Raw genomic sequence first — 19,543 nt, forward strand, 5'->3', positions numbered from 1 at the left:
TCGATCCCTGGAGCTTCCGACGTGTCCGACATGAATCCCGAAACCCGCGCCCGGCTGGCCGGCATCAGCACCGCCACGCTGTGCACCGCCTTGTTCAAGCGCGGCCTGCGCAACCAGTTCATCCAGGACGTGCGTCCGCTGAACGCCACGCTGCCCAACATGGTCGGCCCCGCCTTCACGCTGCGCTACATCCCCGCGCGTGAAGACCTGAACACCATCAAGGTGTTCGAAGACCGCGCCCACCCGCAGCGCGCCGCCGTCGAAACCTGCCCGCCGGGCGCGGTGCTGGTCATGGACAGCCGCAAGGATCCGCGCGCGGCCTCGGCCGGCTCGATCCTGGTGACCCGCTTGATGAAGCGCGGCGTGGCCGGCGTGGTCACCGACGGCGGCTTTCGCGATTCGCCCGAGATCGCCGAACTCGGCTATCCGGCCTATCACAACCGCCCGTCGGCGCCCACCAACCTGACCCTGCACCAGGCGCTGGACATCAACGCGCCCATCGGCTGCGGCGACGTGGCCGTGTTCCCTGGCGACATCGTCGTGGGCGACCGCGAGGGTGTCGTGATCATTCCGGCGCACCTGGCCGACGAGATTGCCGTCGAAGCGGTGGAAATGACCGCGTTCGAAGACTTCGTCACCAGCCAGGTACAGGCTGGCGCGTCCATCCTGGGCCTGTATCCGCCCACCGATCCGGGCACCAAGGACAAATTCGCCGCCTGGCGCACGCAGCACGGCCGCTAAGGCCCGGCCGAGCATTCGCCGCCTGGCATCCCCAACAAGGCCGTCGAGCCTTGGCCGGGCGGCGCTGAAAACGGGCCATGCACGCGCCGGCAATCCCGCCGGCGGTGCATGCGCCCGCACATAGACAAGGCAGGAGACAAACCATGAACACGCAACGTCGCAGCGCGCTCGCCGCGCTGCTGGCAGGACCGCTGCTGGGCGCGCTGGCGCTGCCGGCCCTGGCCGCGGATTGGCCCGCGCAGAAGCCCATTTCCTATGTGGTGCCGTTCACCGTGGGCGGCTCCACCGACGTGGTCGGCCGCGTGCTGGCGCAAAAGCTGGGCGACCGGCTGCACCAGAACGTCATCGTCGAGAATAAGCCGGGCGCCGCTGGCGGCATCGGCGCCACCTATGTGGCCAAGGCCGCGCCCGACGGTTACACGCTGTTCGGCGGCACCATCAGCACGCATGCCATCAACGCCAGCCTGTACAAGAACCTGAAGTACGACCCGGTCAAGGACTTCGAGCCCGTCTCGCTGATTGCCTACCTGCCCAACGTGCTGCTGGTCGATCCCAATCTGGGCGTGAACTCGGTGGCCGACCTGATCGCACTGCTCAAGCGCGACCCGTCCAAGCGCACCTTCGCTTCGTCAGGCGCCGGCACGTCCACCCACCTGGCCGGCGAGCTGTTCGCCAGCATGATCGGCGTGCCGCTGACGCATGTGCCCTACAAGGGCACGCCGCCCGCCATGGTCGACGTGTCCTCGGGCTCGGTCACCTTCATGTTCGACCAGATGACCGCGGCGCTGCCGCTGTTGCAGACCGGCAAGCTCAAGCTCCTGGCCGTCACCACCCGCGACCGCATCTCGCTGGCGCCCGAGGTGCCCACCATGCAGGAAGCGGGCGTGCCCGGCTTCCAGATGGCCTCGTGGCAAGCCGTCTACGCGCCCAAGGGCACGCCCAAGCCCATCCTGGACAAGCTCGCCGCCGAGATCGCCGTCATCCTGAAAGAACCCGACGTGCAGGAAAAGCTGGGCAAGACCATGGGCATGGAACTGGTCGGCAGCACCCCCGACGAACTGCGCGCCCTGATGGCCACCGAGATTCCGCGCTGGGCGGAAGTGGTGAAGACGTCGGGGGCGACGGTGGAGTAGAGGAGGGGGCGTGCCGAGCCGCCTGAAAGGTGTAGCCGTCTACGAAGCAGACTGATTCACCGATGACGACGGTTCAGGGCTGGCGTAGCCTAGTGGCCAGGTTGGTGATGGCTCGCAATGGATTTTTATCTGCGCCCCATCATGTAAGACCTCCTCCTTACCCCGGCCTTGAGCCGGGGTATTTTTGCAGTAGATCTGGTAATGCTGCTCGGATGGTAGTGCCAGGACTCGCGTCGCATGATCGATCGTACGCTGGCACGCCAAGACTACTGGCACATCCTGTTTGGAAGGAAGGATCCTCACGCTCGTCAGTTCTACGAGGCAGAAGCCCTGCGCGGAGGCTGGATCGTACGCCAACTGGATCGACAGATCGATAGCCAGTTCTACGAGCGCACAGCGTTGTCCAAGGACAAGGCCGGCATGCTGCTTAAAGGCGCAATGCCAACGCCCCAAGATACTGTCACGCCCGGCGATGCGATCAAAGATCCCTATGTATTGGAGTTTCTCGACCATGCCGACGTGGGGCAGATGCACATGTACTGCAACTATGCCAAGGAGCACTGGGTATACGCTCAGGAGAATCCACCCGTGGGTTTGATCTTGTGTGCCGACAAGGGACAGGCGTTGGCGCGGTACGCGCTGGATGGCTTGCCGACCCAGGTCATGGCAGCCAATTACCGCACGGTGCTGCCGGATGCCGAGTTGCTGCAGAAGGAGTTGGATACCGCGCGGCGCCAGCTCGAATCCGGCGGGTCGCTTGCCCTATCGAAGACTTGAATGATATTGCCCCGGCCAAGGCCGGGGCATTCCTTCAGCCCCCTCAAGGCTTCAAATTCAGCTTCGGCACCAGCGCGTTGAACGCCTGCTCCTGCCGGGCTACGTCTGCGGCGAATTGCGGTTGGTCGGCGTACGATGGCGTCAGGTTCTGTTTACGCATCAAGGCCTGGAAGTCCTTCGATTGCGCCACCTGGCGGGCGGCGGCGCGCCACTTTTCGGCGACCTCGGCGGGCGCCGCCTTCGGCAGGCCGATGCCGCGCCACACGCTGAACTGCAAATCGGCGCCGCGCTCCTTCATGGTCGGCACATCCGGCAGGGTGTCCAGCCGCTTGGGCGCCATCACCGCCAGCGTGCGCAGCTTGCCGGTGTCCACGTGCTGCTGCAATTCGGCGTAGGCCACCGTGGTGGCCTGCACGTCGCCCGACAGCAGCCCCATGATGGCCGGGGCCGAGCCCTGGTAGGGCACATGCACGAACTTCACGCCGGTCTGCTCGCCCAACGCGGCCGCGGCCATGTGCGGCACGGTGCCGATGCCGGCGTTGGACACCGCCACGCGCTCGGGATTCTTCTTGGCGTAGTCCAGGAATTCCTCCACGGTCTTCCAGGGCGCGTCGGCGCGCACCGTGACCGATGACGGATCGTCGGTGAAGCGCGCGATTGGCTGGAAGTCATTGACCGTCGTCTTGCCGATGCCCATCAGCGGCACCACTAGCATTTCGGGCGTCATCAGCACCAGCTTGTAGCCGTCGGGCTGCGCGTTGGCGACGTAGGCCCAGCCGATCGAGCCGCTGGCGCCGGGCTTGTTGATCACCACCGTGGGCTGCGCCAGCAGGGGCGGGCGCACGGCCTCGGCGATGGCGCGGGCGGTATTGTCGCTGCCGCCGCCCGGCTGGTAGGCCACCACCAGTTCCATCGAGCGGGTCGGATAGTCGGCGGCGGCCGCCGGGGCGGCGCCCAGGGCGAACAGGAAGGACAGGGCGCTGAAGGCCAGCGCGGGCAGGCGTAAGGGTGTCATGGCGGTTCCGGTATCAATAGCCCAGGGCGGACAGGTCGGCCAGCGTCTGGCGGGTGATGGCAAGGGTGCGTTCGCGCTCGGCGCCGGCCAGGTCCAGGCGCGGCGGCTTGACGGTTTCGGCGCTGCCGGTGATCAGGTGTTCGGCCAGCTTGATGTGCTGCACCAGCTTGACCACCGTGTCCAGGTGGAACAGCGGCGTCAGCGCGGCGTACAGCTTGCGGGCGCGCACAAAGTCGCCTTCCGCGGCCAGCCGCAGCAGGTCCACCGACGCCTTGGGCACGGCGTTGGCCATGCCCGAGACCCAGGCCGTGACGCCCAGCGCGGCGCTTTCCAGCACCAGGTCGTCGACTCCGCAGACCACCGCCAGCCGGTCGCCAAAGCGCGTGATCAGATCGGTGACGCGGGTCGTGTCGTACGACTCTTCCTTGATCGCGACGATGGTGGGTTCCCGCAGCAGCTCGGCCACCACATCGGGCGTCAGGTCCACGCCGTAGCCGCGCGGGTTGTTGTACAGCAGGATGGGCAGCGGGCTGGCCTGCGCCACGCTGCGGTAGAAGGCGATGGTTTCCCGGTCATCCGACTTGTACGTCAGGCCGGGGAACACCATCAGGCCGTCCACGCCGATCTTGGCCGCTTCCTGCGCGAAGACGGCGGCGCGGGCCGTGCCGGTCTCGGCCACGCCGGACACCACCGGTACGCGGCCGCGCACCGTCTCCACCGCCGTGCGCAGCACCGTCAGCTTTTCATCGGGTGACAACTGGGCGTTCTCGCCCACCATGCCCATCATCACCACGCCGCCCACGCCGTTGGCGATGAGCCGCTCCAGCCCTTGGCGGATGGCGTCCACGTCCAGCGAGAAATCGGGTTTCAGCTTGGTGGTGACCGCGGGGAATACGCCTTTCCATTGAATGCTCATGCTGCCGCTCCTGATGCGTGGTCCGCCGGGCCATTCCCGCCGGATAGTTATGATTGGATATTGGATCCAAAATAAAGGGGCTAGAAAAAACAGGCTCGCGGCCTGTCGCAACGGGCAGCCAGGGGCTGCCGGTTTCAACTGGATCATGGATCCAATATACTTCGCATTAAACGGGCTGCAGGCGCCCGCTGTCTCTCGGGGTTTTCCTGGGCATGGCGGTCGCGGCAGGCTTCCCTGCCAGTCCCTCTTGCCGCGCGGCGCAAGCCGGGCGGCTTCACGCATCAGGTATCACGTGACCCGCAATTCCACCGCTGTTTCCGCCTCTTCCTCTTCCGGCCCGGCTGGCCGCCTTGTGCGCAAGACCGCCGTCGACCTGGTGGTCGACGAACTGCGCGACCGCATCCTGTCGGGGGCGATGCCGCCCGGTTCCGCGCTGCGCCAGGAGCTGCTGGCCGACGAGTTGGGGGTGAGCCGACTGCCGGTGCGCGAAGCCATCCGCCAGCTCAGCGCAGAAGGGCTGGTGGACATGATCGCGCACCGCGGCGCCTATGTGTCGATGCTGTCGCGCGCCGAAGTGCAGGAATTCTTCGACATCCGCCTGCGGCTGGAACCCTGGCTGTTCCGCCTGGCCGTGCAGCAGCACGACGCCGGTGATCTGGACCGCGCCGCGCAGGTAGTGGCGCAGATGGACAGCGCCGAACCCGAGCAATGGGGCCGGCTCAACTGGCAATTGCACGAGTTGCTGTACCGCGCCGCCCAGCGGCCCGCCGCCCTGGCCATGGTGCGCGCGCTGCATGAAAAATCCGAGCGCTATTTCCGCTTCCAGATCGTCAACGCACCCATCCGCCAGCAGGCGCATGACGAGCACACCGAACTCATCGCGCTCAGTCGCCAGGGTCAGGCCGACAAGGCAGAGGCCGCGTTGGCGCGCCACATTGGCCAGGCTGCCGACCAGATCCTGCTCATCGTCGATCATCTGCTGGATGCGACGGCGCCAGCGTAAGGGGGGCGGCGCAGTGCGCAATGTTGCATCAATACGCTTGCGCGCCGCAAACCACAGCGCCGGCGCGGAACAGGCCCGGCCGGCGCGTCGAAGAAAGCCCGCGGGCCTTCTTTCTGGTCGTCAATCGACTCAGTTGATCTTGATGTTGCGTTCCTTGACCAGCACCTTCCACTGCGCCGTTTCCTTGGCCAGGTGGTCACGCAGCTCGTCGGGCGAACCGCCGATCGATTCCGCGCCGATCGAATCCAGCGTTGCCCGGACCTTGGGCTCGTTCAGCGCCTGGCGCATGGCGGCGTTCAGCTTGGCCACGACTTCCGGCGGCGTGCCGGCCGGGGCGAAGGCCGCGAACCAGGGCATCAATTCATAGCCGGGCAGACCGCTTTCCGCCACGGTGGGCACGTTGGGCAAGGCGGCCGAGCGCTTGCTGGTCGTCACCGCCAGCGCGCGCAGCTTGCCGGCTTCGATATGCGGCTTGGCCGACGTGACGCTGTCGAACATGTAGTCGACCTGGCCGCCCAGCAGATCGGCGATCGCCGGGCCGCTGCCCTTGTACGGCACGTGCAGCATGTCGATCTTGGCCATCGACACGAACAGCTCGCCCGCCAGGTGGATCGAGGTGCCCACGCCGGCCGAGGCGTAGGTGTAGTGGTTGGGCTGCGCCTTCGCCTTGGCGATCACGTCGTCCACGCTCTTGACATCGTTGCGCGCCGGGTTGGTGACCAGCACGTTCGGCACCACCGCCAGCAGCGAGATCGGCGCGAAGTCCTTGATCGGGTCGTAGTTCAGGTCGGCGTACAGCGCCGGGTTCACGGCCATGCCGTTGGCCACGATCAGGATCGTGTAGCCGTCCGGCTTGGAACGCGCCACGCTGGCCGCGCCGATGTTGCCGCCCGCGCCCGCGCGGTTCTCGACGATGAACGAGGTATTGAGCTGCTTGCCCATCGACTCGCCCAGCGTGCGGGCGATGCTGTCCATCGCGCCGCCCGGCGGGAACGGCACGATCCATTTCACCGGACGGTCCGGATAGCCGTCGGCCAGGGCGCCGCCGGCGGCGCCCAGCAGGGCCAGGCCCAGGCAGGCCCGGGCGAGATGTTTGTAGGCGTGGCGAAATTGCATGCTGTCTCCGTGGTGCTTGATTTATTGTTGCCGGCGCGCGCCGCGCCAAGCCGTGCGCGCCGGATAGATTGGGGGGCAGGGGCGTTCAGCGATCCCTGCGGTAGAAAGCCAGCTTTTCTTCGTCCAGTTCCAGCCCCAGGCCCGGGCCGGTCGGAATGTCCATTTCAAAATCCGTGTAGCGCGGCGGGTTGGCGACGATGTCGTCTTTCAGCAGCAGCGGGCCGAACAGCTCCGTGCCCCACGACAGGCGCGGCAGGCAGGCAAAGCCGTGCGCCGACGCGATCGATCCCACCGAGCCTTCCAGCATCGTGCCGCCATACAGCGACATGCCGGCCGCATCACCCACCGCCGCGGTGCGCAGCATTTCATGGATGCCACCGGCCTTGGCGATCTTCAGCGCCAGCACGTCGGCTGCGCCCAGGCGGGCGATCGCCAGCGCGTCCTCGGGGCCGTTGACGGCCTCGTCCGCCATGATCGGCACCACGAAGCGCGCCGCCAGGCGTGCCATGCCGGCCAGGTTGGCCCGCGGAATCGGTTGTTCGATCAGGTCTACGCCGGCCGCTTCCAGCCGCGCGATCGCGCCGGCCGCGTCGGCTTCGTTCCAGGCCTGGTTCACGTCTACGGTCACGCGCGCGCGGTCACCCAGCGCCTGCTTGATGCGCGACACGTGCGCCACGTCGTCGGCCACCGCGCGGCGGCCGACCTTCAGCTTGAAGGTATTGTGGCGGCGGCTGGCGAGCAGCGACTCGGCTTCCTCGATGTCGCGCGCGGTATCGCCGCTGGCCAGGGTCCACAGCACCGGCAAGCGGGCGCGCACCGCGCCGCCCAGCAGGGTCGACACCGGCACGCCCAGGCGCTTGCCCTGCGCATCCAGCAGCGCGCTTTCCAGCGCCGATTTGGCAAAGCGGTTGCCGCGGGCCACTGTCTCCAGGCGCCGCATCGCGCCATGGATATTGGCCGCGTCCAGGCCGGCCAGCGCCGGTGCCAGGTAGGTGTCGATCGCCAGCTTCATGCCTTCCGGGCTTTCCTCGCCATACGACAGGCCGCCAATGGTGGTGGCTTCGCCGATGCCCTCGATGCCGTCGCTGCAGCGCAGCCGCACGATCACCAGCGTCTGGCGCTGCATCACCGCCATGGCCAGCTGATGGGCGCGGATGGTCGGCAGGTCCACCAGGATTGCTTCGACCGAGACTATGCTTACCGGATTCATACTTTTTACAGCCAGATTGAACAATAGGGCGCAGTATCGCTTGCGCGTAGAGGCGAAGTCCAAGACTATATGGGTCTCTATTGATACCTTTAAGGTCTGAATAAGCCATGCAACTCAGACACCTGCGGTACTTCCAGGCGGTCGCGCAAGAGGGCAGCTTTACCCGCGCCGCCGAAAAACTGCATATGGCCCAGCCGCCGCTCAGCCGCCAGATCCGCCAGTTCGAGGAAGAACTGGGCGTGGCGCTGTTCGAACGCACCACCCGCGCGCTGCGCCTGACCGAAGCGGGCCGCTTCCTGCTGGAGCAGTCGAGCCTGTTGACTGCGCGGCTCGATGAGGTGCTGGAAGCCACGCGCCGGCTGGGCCAGACCCAGCGCCGCTGGTTTGGCATCGGCTTCGTGCCGTCCACCTTGTATGGCTTTGTGCCCGAACTGATCCGGCAACTGCGCGGCGCCGACGCCCAGGTGGAGGTCGGGCTGGCCGAAATGACCACGCTGCCTCAGCTGGAGGCCCTGAAGGCCGGCCGCATCGACCTGGGCATCGGCCGCATCCTGCTGGACGATCCGGCGATCGAGCGGCGGATACTGATGACCGAACCGCTGATGGCCGCCGTGCCGCTGCAGCATGCGCTGGCCGGCCAGGCCCGTGTCGGCGTCGACCGGCTGGCCCGGGAGCCTTTCGTGCTGTATCCCGCCCGTCCGCGCCCCAACTTCGCAGACCATGTGCTGGGCCTGTTCCGGGCTGCTGGCCATGCGCCCCAGGTGGTGCAGGAGGCCAATGAATTGCAGACGGCCATCGGCCTGGTGGCCGCCGGCTTGGGGGTCACCGTGGTGCCGGCTTCCGTGCAGCGCCTGCAGCGGCGCGATGTGGCCCACGTGGCCATCGACGCCGACGCCTTCGTATCGCCCGTTATCGCCAGCTATCGCAAGGACGACCGCTCGCCGTTCCTGGCGCAGGCCCTGGCCTTGGCCGAGGCGCTGGCCAAGGGGTAACAAACCGTTTTAGACGCGGTCATGATGCACCGGCTTGGGGCAAACTACGGCCGGCGCGAAATCCCGCGTGCGCCTGTCGGTATCCCAACGGTGACATACCCCGCAGAGAGGTCAATGATGATCGTCAATATCGAGAACAAACCCAAATGGCTGTTTGCCCAATTGGGTCAATTGGTTATCGCCGTCGGTCTGCTTTCCCTGGTCTTCAACTACGCGTACCGCTACACCGTCGATCGCGATATCAATACGCCGGTCTTCTATGTGGCCACCGTGGTGCTGGGCCTGATCGTTTTTCTCGTCATTCGCAAGGACTACGTCTTCGTGAACCGCTATGAATTCAGCGACGCCGACATTACGATCAACACGCTGCTGGGCGTGAAGAAAACCTATCCGACCGCGCAATATGAATTCGTGCCCGCCCTGCACAAAGCAGTAAACGTGCCCGAGAAAAAGGCGTCCTTGTCTTTCTACGTGCGTGACGCCAAGAGCAAACGCAATATCCGCAATTACTCATGGACGGGATTTTCTGCCGAGGATTTTCAGAAAGTGTCCCAGATGTATGGCTTTCGCGGCGAGACCGACTTCAAGCAACGGGATTTCGGCAAGCGCTAGGGCAGGCTGTGCTTTCAATCAATCGGATCGCGAGATCCCGTAATTTTCCTGGAATCCCATGACACTGACGAAAAAAGGCGATTATTCCTACGGCACTTCGGCCAAGGATATCCAGACCGAGATGGCCGAATTCAGCGAAGACAACGGCTACCCTACTGTCCGCTACGCGCAATCGGTCTGTGCCTGCGGCAACCGGTCGTTCAATCTCGAGTCCGACGAAGACGCGGGCGTAGCACAGCGCACCTGCGCAGAATGCGGCGTCGTCCACTTCATGGGCGACAGCGCCGAATTCGCCGATGACGCCGACCTGGGCGGGCATGTCTGCGTATGCGGCGAGGACGTCTTCGAACTGATGTCGGGCGTCGCCCTCTACCCGGACAGCAACGACGTGCGCTGGTACTACATCGGCTGCCGCTGCGCCGGTTGCGACCTGGTCGGCGTCTTTGCCGAATGGAAGTGCGAGGCTGGCAACGCGGATGCGTTCCTGGCCAAGGTCTAGGGCCCGTTCCCACTGGAAGGCGCCGGCGCACGAAGCAGAAAGGTGCCGCAGGCCCGGCGGGGCCGCGGCTGGCGTTCGGCCGGAGATCAGGCCTTGCCGTTCGGCGCCGTGGCGCCGTCGTCATTGCCCAGCGGCACATCAATATGGCAGGCGATGCCGTCCTGCCTGAATTCCAGCGCCGTCTTGGCGCGCAGGGTAAAGACCAGTGCGTGTTCGATCAGCTCGCGGCCATAACCGCGATGGGTCGCATCCGGGGGCTTTGGCAGCCCGGTTTCCAGCCAGTCGATGAGCAGGTGATCTTTTTCCTCCTGGCGCTGCACGCGCCAGGTGATGTCCAGGCGTCCCGATGCCAGGCTCAAGGCGCCGTATTTCACCGCGTTGGTGGCCAGTTCGTGAATGGCCAGCGCCAGCGTCTGGATGCGGTCGGGAAGCAACTGTACGGGCGGCCCGGCCAGCGTGATCTGGTGCTCGCAGCCGACGGCTTCCAACTCGCGTTGCAACATACCGCCGAAATCGATTTTGTCATTGCCGCTTTCGCCCAGCAGGCCCTGTACCCGGTCCAGCGCCGTCAGGCGGGTGTCCAGGCGCTTGAACGGTTCGCCCTCGCCCAGGGTGCGCCGCGCCACATTTTTCACCAACGCAAGCAGATTGCGGGTGCGATGCTGCAATTCGGATATCAGGATGCGGTGACGCCGCTCGGCGCGGGTGATCTGGGTGACGTCGATGAATGTCACCACCACGCCGTCCACCCGGCTGTCGCTGCCGCGATAGGGAACCAGCCGCAGCAGGTAGTGCTTACCGTCAAGCGTGCCGGCGATGCGGCGTTCAATCGGCTGATAGCGGCTGTAGACCTGCTGGATGTCGTGGGCGAACGAGGGCAGGTCGAAGCGGCTGGCCAGGTCGGTGATCGGACGGCCGCAGTCGCTGGGCAAGATATTGAACACGTCGCTGACCGCCGGAGTGAAGCTGCGGATGATCAGGTCCTGATCCAGGAATAGTGTGGCGATGGCGGTGCTTTCGAACAGGTTGTGCAGATCGCTGTTGCTGCGGTCCAGTTCGTCGACCTTGCCATGCAGCTCGGCATTGACGGTATGCAGTTCCTCGTTGAGCGAGACCAGCTCTTCCTTGGATGCTTCCAGTTCCTCGTTGGTCGATTGCAGTTCTTCGTTGACCGACAGCAACTCTTCGTTCGAGGACTTCAGCTCTTCGAGCGCGGTCTCGTATTCCTCGATCATGGATTGCAGCCGCTCGCGGGTGTCGCGCAGCTCGGTTTCCATTTGCTGCGCCGCACCCTGGCGGGCTGCCTTCGCGTGGGCCTGGGCGTCCTCGCGGGGCAGCAGCGGCCCTTGATCGACGAACAACACCAGGTAAAGCGGTTCGGTCTCGTGGCGCGCGGCCAAGGGTTCGACCGTGAGCGATACGCGCTGCACGCGTCCGTCGTCATCTTCCACCACGACGTCGTTGCGCACTGCGGCCAGGCCTGTCTCCACGGCGTCGTGCAGCAGCGTGCGCAGATCCAGCCGCAGCCCTTTGCGGGCCAGCGTCAGCACCTGGCGGGTAGGCACGCCCGCCGCAGCCTCCAGGTATTTCCCCGTGCGGCCGGAGTAATACACGATGTCGCCTTCGCGATTGACCAGCACATGCGCCGGCGCGTGCTGCGCCAGCACCTGGGTGTCGACGGCCTGGCGCAGCGCCGCGGTACCGGCGTGCGCGCGCGGTGCGCCAGCGTTGGGTTGTCCGCGAGATTGCAACGACGCCAGCGGCAACGAGGGGCGTGGCGGGGCGGCAATGTCGGCGCGGCGCTGGAAGATGCGGTGTTTTTTCTCGATGGGGCTGAACAGTTCGCTGAATTGGCTGACGTTTTCGGACATGCCCAGGAACAGATAGCCGCCGACGCGCAATGAATAATGGAACGTCGGGATGACCTGTTTTTGGATCTCGCCGCCGAAATAGATCAGCAGGTTGCGGCAGGAAATCAGGTCGATGCGGGAAAAGGGCGGATCGCGCAGCACGTTGTGGGGCGAGAAAATGCATAGTTCGCGCACTTGCTTGCTGACCACGTAGCCGTCGCCGTCGGCAAAGAAATAGCGATCGCGCCGTTCTTGCGACATGCCTTCGAGCAACTGGCCCGGATAGCGTGCGGCCCGGGCCACGGCCAGCGCACGGTCGTCGATATCCGTTGCGAACAACTGCACTTGCGGCGCGGCGGCCATGCCGTCCATATGCTCGCGCAGCAGGATAGCCAGGGAATAGACTTCTTCGCCCGTTGCGCAGCCCGGCACCCAGATGCGCACGGATTCGGCCGCGCCGCGGCCGTCCAGCAGCTTGGGGATGACCTGGCGCCGCAGCGACTCGAACGCGTCCGCGTCGCGGAAGAAATTGGTCACGCTGATCAGCAAGTCGCGGAACAACGCACCCGCTTCTTTAGGGTCCTGTTTCAGAAAATCGATATAGGCGTCGATGGTGTCGATCTGGTTCACATGCATGCGGCGCTGCACGCGGCGCATGAAGGTCTTGTTCTTGTATCCGCTGAAATCGTGGCCGATGCGGGTGCGCAGCAGGTTGCAGATTGCAAGGCCGGCGGCGTCCAGGCGGACCGTGCCACTGGACTGCAGATCGGCGCCCGGATCGTTCAGCGCCGGCAGTCCTTGGGCAAATTCCACCAGCCGGGGCCCCATCTGGTCCGCCGGCAGGGCAAAGTCGATCAAGCCGCTGGCGATGGCGCTGTCGGGCATTTCCGAGTTGTTCGGCCCATACCCGTCGGCTGCTTGCGCCAGGGTCAGGCCGCCGTGTTCCTTGATGGCCTTGATTCCCAAGGTGCCGTCGGAATTGCCGCCCGACAGAATCACGCCGGCCGCGAAATCGCCGCAATCGCGTGCCAGGGCGGAAAAGAACAGGTCGATGGGGCGGCGGCCGGGCAGGTCCGGCGGGCGCTTGAGCACGCGCAGGCGGCGGTGGCTGATGGACATGAGCGCGTCGCGCGGCAGCACGTAGACGCTGTTGATCTCGACTTGCTGATTGTCCACGGCGGCCACGACTGGCAATGCGGTGTAGCGCGACAGGACTTCGGGCAGGTGGCTTTCGCGGGAAGGGCTCAGATGCGTGACCACCACGAAGGCCACGCCTGGCGTGGCGGGCAGCCCGCGAAAAAACCCTTCAAGCGCTTCAACACCGCCAGCGGATGCGCCGACGCCGACGATAGGAAATTCCAGGGGCAGCGTCATGGCGCGGCGCGCCAGCCCGGTCGGGCGAACAAGTGATTTGGCAGCATGATGATGGCGACGCCGCGGGCTACCGGTACCGGCAAGCGGGTCGTATCGGCCCGTGGGCGCCAGCGTACGGATGTGCCCAAAGATAGGGTTATGAGAGGGAATGCGCCGACATTAACACGGACCTATCGCATTTGTAATAAGACACTAACTATTGGCCTTGAGGCAGATCCAGCCTTTGAACGTGAACGCCGCGTAGAACAGTTCGATATCGGTAAATCCCGCGTCGCGCAGCACGGCTTCGTCGGTATCCGGGGCCAGCACGGGCAGCTTTTCCTTCATGGTCTGGATACTGTTTTGCGCTTGCTCGGCCGGCACGCCCGCCGCGACGACGAAAGCGGCATTGCGGGCCAGCCACGCGTCCTGCCGGTCCAAGGGAAAACTGTGATGCACGGCGATGAACGGGGCGCCCGGTTTCAGCCGGCTCGCGATTTCGCGCACGGTTCTCAGCCGTTCTTCGCGCGGCAGGAAGTGCAGCGTCAGCAGGCACGTCGCGCCATCGAACGGCCCGCCGGGCGCGTCATCGATATAGCCCTGGTGCAGGGCCGCGCGCGGCGCCAGCGCGCCCAGCGTGGCTGTTGCCTGGCGCAGCATCTCGGCGGACGGGTCCACGCCATCGAGCCGCCAGCCTGGCCGCGCTTCGGCCAGCGCTTTCAGCTCCAGCCCGCCGCCCGCGCCCAGCACCAGGATGCGGCCATCGGCAGGCACGTGTTCCGCCATCAGCAGGCCCACCATGCGGTGCAGGTCGCGCAGCCCGGGGACATGGCGGGCGACGCGTTCGGCGTAGTCTTCCGAAGCGCCGGGGGTATGGGAAAAGGACATGGAAACTCCGGAAAGGACGGCAGCGAGCTATCGGGCCAAATCATATAACATATGATGTTGCGTGATAGGCCGAACGTCAAGCGGCAGGTTTGCCGCTGGCCCCCCGCGCGGTCATTGTTTGCCGCGGGGGCCCGCTATAACCGGAATCGAAGGGCGGCTCGTCAAGCCGTCCGGCGGCAGGCAGTGATCACGCCGCGATGGACATCGGCTGCGCCGAGCCGGGGAAATCGGGCAACACGATGTCGGTATGGCCGGGCCGTACCCAGCGCACGCGTTCGCGCGTGGCGTCGATGCAGCCGCCTTCGGCGTAGACGCCTTGCGGATCGCGGATGCGCATCATGCGTGCCAGGATGGCGGCCGTGGCCTCGGGGTCGGCCAGCGTGTCGTGCACGCGCGCCTTGACCACGTCTTCATCCATGTAGCGCTTGCCCGCCGCGTCGGTGCGCACGCCGTCGCGCCAGTGATAGATCTCGACGCACTTGGACGTCAGCGTGTAGGGCACGCCGCGCTCCCAGAAATTATTGAAATGGCCCCCGCCCAGGTAGAACACCCAGGATCCTTCGTAGCCTTCGATGTCCGACGATTCGGCGTCCGGGTTGCGGAACCACAGCCGGTCGCCCGGCACATAGAAGCGCTGCGGCAAGGGCTCGGCCAGCGAGCCGTATTCGTGCAGGAACGTTTCGTGGAAGCTGCCCGACATGACCGCGCGGGTTTCCCACTGGCGTTGCAGGCGGCGCGCCAGGTCGGGGTTGGCGCTGTGCAATTCCTGGGCGATACCCAGCACCGTCACGTATTCCGTCGCCCGGTAGCACGAGAACGAATACAGCTGGCCAGAGGCGTCGGGCTGCGTCGCCTTGCGCAGGCCGTCGATCAGCGAACGTCCCGGCAGTACCGTAAAGCCGCGGTCTTCGTCATAGGTCCAGTAGTCGTCGGGCCGTTCGGCGTGTTCCGTATCGAAGGCCAGCGCCGTCTTGCTGGCCGCCTGCACGATATGGCGGCGGATGCGCACGGCGCTGGCGAGTTCGGCCACGGTCGGGAAGGTGAAGGCGACGGGACTGGCCAGCATGGTCAGCAAGATCTCGCGATCCAGGTCCGCGTCGTTGGCGTCTGTCCGCAGGCTGAGCGCCCGGGCGACGCCCGTGGTGTCATGGCCGGGCAGGTAGGTGGCGGCAAATCCCGGGTTCAACTCGGCGTGCACGCCGGCCACGGGGCCGGTCAGCGCAGCGCAGCGGGAGGCGGCGCGCAAGCCCAGGCCGGACAGGGTTTGTTCCATCGCGCTTTGGGCGGCGGCTGTCAGGCGTGAATCGGCGACTTCAATGCGAATCCCGCCTGGGGCAGGGTGGTTCGGCGACTGCGAGTAAGACGGCATGAAATACGACCGGGAAAGCGGCAGGAATGAATATGGATCGGCGCCGCGCGGGCAGAGTTCCCATCAAGCTGAAAAAGGGGGTGAATAACTATTTCAGCTACGGCGTCCAGCGTCGGTCTCCATAGGGAAGGCGCGGTTTACAAGCCCGTAAATTGTAGTGACGCGGCCTTAATAACAGCTTTAAACCCTTGGTCGGGTTCGCGGCAAAATGGTCATTTTTTTGTCATGGCGCCGCTCAGTGCGACGACACGTACGCCGACGCCGCGAAGGCTGGCGGCACCCCTGGCACACGATGACGATGCCCGGGGCGTACGGCACCGGCATGGACGTGAGCGGACGATTGAACCGCAGGCAGCTATTACGGCATCGAGGAATATGTCGAAGTGAAGTATGTGCTGATGGCAGGGTTGGACAAGTAGGCGGACAGGGAGCGTGGGTTCCCGAGCTTGGAGGTCCATGGATTTTTCAGCAAGTATCATTGGCGGATTGACGCGTGCCTGACGGCCTTCGGAGCAATCCCATGACCCCGCTGAAACAACCCGAGGACATCCCCCACGCCTTCCAGGCCGCCTGGAACCGCCACGACATGCAGGCATTCGGCGCGCTGTTCCAGGCCGATGCGACCTTCGTGAACCGGTTCGGCCACTACGTGCGCGGCGTCGATGAGATTGTCGAGCTGCATGCCCCCATCCACGCCACGATCTATCGCGATTCCACGCTGGAGAACGAATTGATCGACGTGGTTCCCATCGGACCGGACGCGGTGATCATGCATTTCTGGAGCCGCCTGGCCGCCGGCGCCGCCCATCCGGCCGGCGCGCACTCGGTCGATACGCTGATTCTGGCCGTGCTGACGCGGCGAGGGAGCGAGTGGCGGATCCAGGCGCTGGAAAATGTCACGCTGACGAATCCGCGTACTGGGGAAACCGTGTTGCGGGGCGAGGGCCATCCCTGACCCAGGCGTACCCGGTTCAATGGCCGTTCATACGGTCTTGAGCTGCTCGAGAAACCATCGCCCGGCCGGCCCCGGCGGGGTGTCCTTGCGGTAAATGGCGAACATCGCGATGGGCGGTGTGCGGGGCTGGAAATGCTCGATCCGCAACGGGACCAGTTGGCCGCCCTTGAGGTCGTCCTGCACCATCTCGGCCGGCATATGGCCCCAGCCGAAACCGGCGCGCAGGAATGCATGCTTGGCGCCCAGATCGGCCAGGCGCCAGATCTGCGGCGAGAAGACCCCGAAGGTAGTGCCATCGGTCAGCGTGCTGCGGTCAGTCAGGACCAGCTGCACGTGGTCTTGCAAGGCGCCCGCGCGGATGATGCCCTTGCGCCGCGCCAGGGGGTGTGACGGCGCGGCGACAGTGACCATTTGCACGTCCAGCAGTTTTTCCGCATCGAGTACCTCGGGCACGGCCGGCATCGAGCCGCTGATGCCCAGGCGGCACGCCTGGCCGATGACGGGCTGCATGACCGCGCCCAGCGCTTCGACGTAAAGCCGCAGTGGCGTGTGCGCAAACGCCTTGCGAAAGGCATCGACCGCCGCGGTCAATGACGCCATGGGGTACATCACATCCACCACGACCGAGAGTTCGGGCTCCAGGCCGCCCGCGATGGCGCGCGCCTTGGATTTGAAGCCATCCATGCCGCTGACGACCTGGCGGGCCTGCGCCAGTAGCGCCGCGCCGGCTTCGGTCAGGCGAGGGTAGCGGCCGCTGCGATCGAACAGGCGGACGTCGAGCTGGTTCTCCAGATTGGCCAGTGTCTGGCTGACGACCGACTGCGCGCGCCGCAGCTTGCGCCCGGCTGCGGAGAAGCTGCCCTCGTCGGCGGCGGCAATGAAGGTGCGGAGCTGGTCCAGCGACAGGGCGTCGAGCATGTATCGGTCCTTTAGATGGATTGAATCTAGAAATATAGGCTACCAAGATACATGTCAAGCGCCTAATCTGTCTCCATCGCATCCTTTCCAAGGACTTTTCATGACCACGGCAACCGAACTTCTGCAGCGCCACTTGCAATGGCTGATTGATGACAACGCGCAATGGCAAAGCCTGATCGCCGACGACATTGTCTGGGATCTGCCCTATGCCCCAAGCCTGGGGCATCCCCTCAAGCTCGAGGGGCGGCAGGCCGTGCTGGAACACGTGGGCTGGTTCATCGGCGCGGTGAAGGACTTTCGCTTCTTCGATGCGCTGATCACGGCGGCGGGCGATACGCAACATGCCGTGGCGCGCGTCCGCGCCCAAGGGCTTGTTCCGGCCACGGGCCGCACGTATCAACAAGAGTATGTCGTCTTCCTGGCTGCGCGTGATGGACGGATCCGTCATCTGCGCGAGTATTTCGATCCTGTCCGGGCCGCACTGGCCTTTGACGCCGCGATAGTCGGCGTGCCTTCAAGGAGCATTTGATGAAAGCCATCCGTGTTGCTGCGTACGGCAGTCCCGAAGCCCTGCGCCTGGTCGAGATTGACGACCCTGTTCCTGGGGATGACCAGGTCTTGATCGACGTCGCTGCCGCGTCGGTCAATCCGATCGACTGGAAGATCGTCAGCGGCGCCATGCAAGCGTTCATTCCGCTGCCTTTGCCGTTCACGCCCGGCGTGGATGCCGCCGGTACCGTGGTGGCGGTTGGGCGCAATGTCACCGCTTGGTCGCCTGGCGACGAAGTCCTGGGATTCATCGGCATCGTCGGCGCCTATGCCAGCAAGATCGTCGCTGATGCCAGCCGGCTGGCCCGCAGGCCAAGCCGTTTGAGTTTTCACGAGGCTGCGGCAATTCCCGCGGCTACCTTGACCGCGTGGCAGGCCCTGTATGAGCACGGTGACCTGCGCCCCGGCCAGAAAGTCCTGATCCATGCCGCCGCGGGCGGCGTGGGAAGCGCGGCGGTGCAACTGGCCAGGCTGGCGGGCGCCCATGTGATTGCGACGGCGTCCGCCGCCAATCACGACTATGTGCGTGACCTGGGAGCGAAACAGGTGATCGACTACCGCGCCGGGGATTTTGCGCGGCAGGTGTCGGACGTCGATCTGGTGCTTGATCTGATGGGAGGCGATACGCAGGCCCGCTCCTGGCAGGTCTTGAAGCCCGGCGGTCTGCTGGTGTCGACGGTCAGCAATCCGGCCGCGACGCGCGGCGCCGAAGCGAAGGGCGAGGGCAGGCATTTCGCCACCCGCTCGGACGGCACGCAACTTGCCGCGTTGGCGGCGTTGTACGCCCGGGGAGACTTGCGGGTTCGGATCGATGAGGCTGTACCGTTGGCGCAGGCGGGTCAAGCCTTGGCCCGCAGCATGGACGGTCATGCCCGGGGAAAGCGGGTCCTGGACGTGACCGCGTAAGGCGCTGCCATCCGCAGCAGGTCAGCGCGTGCACCTGCGGCAGGTTGAAGGTGCCGGCGCCGGGCGCCTGGCGGAAATCTTCGATGCTGGCGGGCCGGCGCTCCGCGGTGATCCACTGCATCGGTCTTGTCGTCCCACCGCATCATGGCGCTGCTTTGCTGCGTGAACCGGACCCGCGTCGCGCGGTCATGAAAATCGCGCTTGCCCAGGGCGTCTTACCGTGCGCGGGTCGCGGCGACCGCTTTGATTTCAATCGCCAGTTCCGGGCGCGCCAAAGCCGCGACGCCGAGTATCGTCCAGGCCGGAAAATCCGAGCGGATGTATTTTTCCTTCACGGCGCGAAAGTCCTTCAGGTCCGCGCCGACATCCACGTGATAGGTCACCAGCTCGACCAGGTCGGTGAAGTCCAGGCCCAGGTGCGCGAGGATGGACTGAATACGCTGGAATGCCAGGTCCGCCTGTTCCGATGGAGATTCGGGAATCGTGCCGTCGGCGCGCAGGCCGATCTGCCCGGCAATGAAAACCATGCCGTTGGCCGTGACGGCCGGCGAATACTGGAACAGGTCGAAAATGCGGTTGCCGCCGAAGGTCGGGTCATCGTCGGGCAGGCGCAGGCGGTCGATCTGGCTCATGGGAGTCCTTGTGGTCGAATCGTGGGCTAGGCATCCCGCGGCCGGATTGACCGGCGAGTGCGCAACTGTGCGCAATGCTAGCCAATTTCAGGGCAAGGCATGTGGGGCC

18 protein-coding genes and 1 pseudogene are annotated in these 19,543 nt (G+C 65.3%); 10 read left to right on the top strand and 9 right to left on the bottom strand.

Annotated features, from left to right (window positions below; genetic code table 11):
* Window positions 1-30: 30 nt before the first annotated feature.
* From A9974_RS18635 to A9974_RS18645, 3 genes and pseudogenes are all read left to right on the top strand, one after another.
* Complete coding sequence (locus tag A9974_RS18635) at window positions 31-741, top strand: ribonuclease activity regulator RraA (protein ID WP_183005714.1); 711 nt, start codon at window positions 31-33, stop codon at window positions 739-741.
* A gap of 143 nt (window positions 742-884) precedes the next feature.
* Complete coding sequence (locus A9974_RS18640) at window positions 885-1,874, top strand: tripartite tricarboxylate transporter substrate binding protein (RefSeq protein ID WP_183005654.1); 990 nt, start codon at window positions 885-887, stop codon at window positions 1,872-1,874.
* A gap of 279 nt (window positions 1,875-2,153) precedes the next feature.
* A pseudogene (locus tag A9974_RS18645) lies at window positions 2,154-2,651 on the top strand (PDDEXK nuclease domain-containing protein); the annotation flags it as partial.
* A 43-nt stretch (window positions 2,652-2,694) separates the two neighbouring features.
* Here A9974_RS18645 and A9974_RS18650 read toward each other — a convergent pair.
* Entirely contained in the window at window positions 2,695-3,666 is a 972-nt protein-coding gene (locus tag A9974_RS18650; RefSeq protein WP_183005655.1) for a tripartite tricarboxylate transporter substrate binding protein, read from the bottom strand.
* A 13-nt stretch (window positions 3,667-3,679) separates the two neighbouring features.
* On the bottom strand, window positions 3,680-4,582 hold the full coding sequence (locus A9974_RS18655; RefSeq protein WP_183005656.1) for a dihydrodipicolinate synthase family protein: 903 nt from the start codon (window positions 4,580-4,582) through the stop codon (window positions 3,680-3,682).
* Window positions 4,583-4,934: 352 nt separating this feature from the next.
* On the opposite strand from A9974_RS18655, the gene A9974_RS18660 reads away from it, so the two are divergent.
* Entirely contained in the window at window positions 4,935-5,585 is a 651-nt protein-coding gene (locus tag A9974_RS18660) for a GntR family transcriptional regulator (protein WP_183005715.1), read from the top strand.
* A 129-nt stretch (window positions 5,586-5,714) separates the two neighbouring features.
* On the opposite strand, the gene A9974_RS18665 is transcribed toward A9974_RS18660, so the two are convergent.
* Complete coding sequence (locus A9974_RS18665) at window positions 5,715-6,701, bottom strand: tripartite tricarboxylate transporter substrate binding protein (protein WP_183005657.1); 987 nt, start codon at window positions 6,699-6,701, stop codon at window positions 5,715-5,717.
* An 85-nt stretch (window positions 6,702-6,786) separates the two neighbouring features.
* On the bottom strand, window positions 6,787-7,911 hold the full coding sequence (locus A9974_RS18670; protein WP_183005658.1) for a muconate/chloromuconate family cycloisomerase: 1,125 nt from the start codon (window positions 7,909-7,911) through the stop codon (window positions 6,787-6,789).
* Between the two features lie 107 nt (window positions 7,912-8,018).
* Between A9974_RS18670 and A9974_RS18675 the strand changes: the two genes are divergently transcribed.
* The 3 genes from A9974_RS18675 to A9974_RS18685 all read left to right on the top strand — a co-directional run bounded on the left by A9974_RS18675 (window position 8,019) and on the right by A9974_RS18685 (window position 10,014).
* Window positions 8,019-8,903, top strand: coding sequence for a LysR family transcriptional regulator (locus A9974_RS18675; protein WP_183005659.1), 885 nt, complete (start codon window positions 8,019-8,021; stop codon window positions 8,901-8,903).
* Between the two features lie 114 nt (window positions 8,904-9,017).
* Window positions 9,018-9,515, top strand: a complete 498-nt coding sequence (locus A9974_RS18680) for a hypothetical protein (RefSeq protein ID WP_183005660.1) — start codon at window positions 9,018-9,020, stop codon at window positions 9,513-9,515.
* A 58-nt stretch (window positions 9,516-9,573) separates the two neighbouring features.
* Complete coding sequence (locus A9974_RS18685; protein WP_183005661.1) at window positions 9,574-10,014, top strand: hypothetical protein; 441 nt, start codon at window positions 9,574-9,576, stop codon at window positions 10,012-10,014.
* A gap of 86 nt (window positions 10,015-10,100) precedes the next feature.
* Here the strand turns inward: A9974_RS18685 and A9974_RS18690 are convergent, their stop codons facing one another.
* From A9974_RS18690 to A9974_RS18700, 3 genes are all read right to left on the bottom strand, one after another.
* Window positions 10,101-13,238, bottom strand: a complete 3,138-nt coding sequence (locus A9974_RS18690; RefSeq protein WP_183005662.1) for a CheR family methyltransferase — start codon at window positions 13,236-13,238, stop codon at window positions 10,101-10,103.
* Between the two features lie 192 nt (window positions 13,239-13,430).
* Window positions 13,431-14,105, bottom strand: a complete 675-nt coding sequence (locus tag A9974_RS18695) for a class I SAM-dependent methyltransferase (protein WP_183005663.1) — start codon at window positions 14,103-14,105, stop codon at window positions 13,431-13,433.
* A gap of 187 nt (window positions 14,106-14,292) precedes the next feature.
* Window positions 14,293-15,474 carry a hypothetical protein gene (locus A9974_RS18700; RefSeq protein ID WP_183005664.1) on the bottom strand — a complete coding sequence of 394 codons (1,182 nt, stop codon included), beginning with the start codon at window positions 15,472-15,474 and terminating at the stop codon, window positions 14,293-14,295.
* Window positions 15,475-15,994: 520 nt separating this feature from the next.
* Here A9974_RS18700 and A9974_RS18705 point away from each other — a divergent pair.
* On the top strand, window positions 15,995-16,429 hold the full coding sequence (locus tag A9974_RS18705; protein ID WP_183005665.1) for an SgcJ/EcaC family oxidoreductase: 435 nt from the start codon (window positions 15,995-15,997) through the stop codon (window positions 16,427-16,429).
* Between the two features lie 27 nt (window positions 16,430-16,456).
* Here the strand turns inward: A9974_RS18705 and A9974_RS18710 are convergent, their stop codons facing one another.
* Window positions 16,457-17,347, bottom strand: a complete 891-nt coding sequence (locus tag A9974_RS18710; RefSeq protein WP_183005666.1) for a LysR family transcriptional regulator — start codon at window positions 17,345-17,347, stop codon at window positions 16,457-16,459.
* Between the two features lie 100 nt (window positions 17,348-17,447).
* On the opposite strand from A9974_RS18710, the gene A9974_RS18715 reads away from it, so the two are divergent.
* On the top strand, window positions 17,448-17,876 hold the full coding sequence (locus A9974_RS18715; RefSeq protein WP_183005667.1) for a nuclear transport factor 2 family protein: 429 nt from the start codon (window positions 17,448-17,450) through the stop codon (window positions 17,874-17,876).
* Window positions 17,876-18,802, top strand: a complete 927-nt coding sequence (locus A9974_RS18720) for an NADP-dependent oxidoreductase (protein ID WP_183005668.1) — start codon at window positions 17,876-17,878, stop codon at window positions 18,800-18,802. Before A9974_RS18715 ends, A9974_RS18720 begins: the two co-directional genes overlap by 1 nt.
* 215 nt (window positions 18,803-19,017) lie before the next feature.
* On the opposite strand, the gene A9974_RS18725 is transcribed toward A9974_RS18720, so the two are convergent.
* A complete protein-coding gene (locus tag A9974_RS18725) occupies window positions 19,018-19,434 on the bottom strand; it encodes a RidA family protein (protein ID WP_183005669.1) in 417 nt (138 codons plus the stop codon).
* Window positions 19,435-19,543 lie beyond the last annotated feature (109 nt).

Source organism: Achromobacter sp. UMC71, assembly GCF_014170305.1.
In the GTDB taxonomy this organism is placed as follows: Bacteria; Pseudomonadota; Gammaproteobacteria; order Burkholderiales; family Burkholderiaceae_B; genus Achromobacter.

What these genes read in the sequence shown, in the direction of transcription:
- A9974_RS18705 (WP_183005665.1), top strand. Translation starts at nt 15,995, where the DNA reads ATGACCCCGCTGAAACAACCCGAGGACATCCCCCACGCCTTCCAGGCC.
- A9974_RS18715 (WP_183005667.1), top strand. Translation starts at nt 17,448, where the DNA reads ATGACCACGGCAACCGAACTTCTGCAGCGCCACTTGCAATGGCTGATT.
- A9974_RS18690 (WP_183005662.1), bottom strand. Translation starts at nt 13,238, where the DNA reads ATGACGCTGCCCCTGGAATTTCCTATCGTCGGCGTCGGCGCATCCGCT.
- A9974_RS18665 (WP_183005657.1), bottom strand. Translation starts at nt 6,701, where the DNA reads ATGCAATTTCGCCACGCCTACAAACATCTCGCCCGGGCCTGCCTGGGC.
- A9974_RS18655 (WP_183005656.1), bottom strand. Translation starts at nt 4,582, where the DNA reads ATGAGCATTCAATGGAAAGGCGTATTCCCCGCGGTCACCACCAAGCTG.
- A9974_RS18670 (WP_183005658.1), bottom strand. Translation starts at nt 7,911, where the DNA reads ATGAATCCGGTAAGCATAGTCTCGGTCGAAGCAATCCTGGTGGACCTG.
- A9974_RS18680 (WP_183005660.1), top strand. Translation starts at nt 9,018, where the DNA reads ATGATGATCGTCAATATCGAGAACAAACCCAAATGGCTGTTTGCCCAA.
- A9974_RS18685 (WP_183005661.1), top strand. Translation starts at nt 9,574, where the DNA reads ATGACACTGACGAAAAAAGGCGATTATTCCTACGGCACTTCGGCCAAG.
- A9974_RS18650 (WP_183005655.1), bottom strand. Translation starts at nt 3,666, where the DNA reads ATGACACCCTTACGCCTGCCCGCGCTGGCCTTCAGCGCCCTGTCCTTC.
- A9974_RS18710 (WP_183005666.1), bottom strand. Translation starts at nt 17,347, where the DNA reads ATGCTCGACGCCCTGTCGCTGGACCAGCTCCGCACCTTCATTGCCGCC.
- A9974_RS18640 (WP_183005654.1), top strand. Translation starts at nt 885, where the DNA reads ATGAACACGCAACGTCGCAGCGCGCTCGCCGCGCTGCTGGCAGGACCG.
- A9974_RS18700 (WP_183005664.1), bottom strand. Translation starts at nt 15,474, where the DNA reads ATGCCGTCTTACTCGCAGTCGCCGAACCACCCTGCCCCAGGCGGGATT.
- A9974_RS18725 (WP_183005669.1), bottom strand. Translation starts at nt 19,434, where the DNA reads ATGAGCCAGATCGACCGCCTGCGCCTGCCCGACGATGACCCGACCTTC.
- A9974_RS18720 (WP_183005668.1), top strand. Translation starts at nt 17,876, where the DNA reads ATGAAAGCCATCCGTGTTGCTGCGTACGGCAGTCCCGAAGCCCTGCGC.
- A9974_RS18635 (WP_183005714.1), top strand. Translation starts at nt 31, where the DNA reads ATGAATCCCGAAACCCGCGCCCGGCTGGCCGGCATCAGCACCGCCACG.
- A9974_RS18675 (WP_183005659.1), top strand. Translation starts at nt 8,019, where the DNA reads ATGCAACTCAGACACCTGCGGTACTTCCAGGCGGTCGCGCAAGAGGGC.
- A9974_RS18695 (WP_183005663.1), bottom strand. Translation starts at nt 14,105, where the DNA reads ATGTCCTTTTCCCATACCCCCGGCGCTTCGGAAGACTACGCCGAACGC.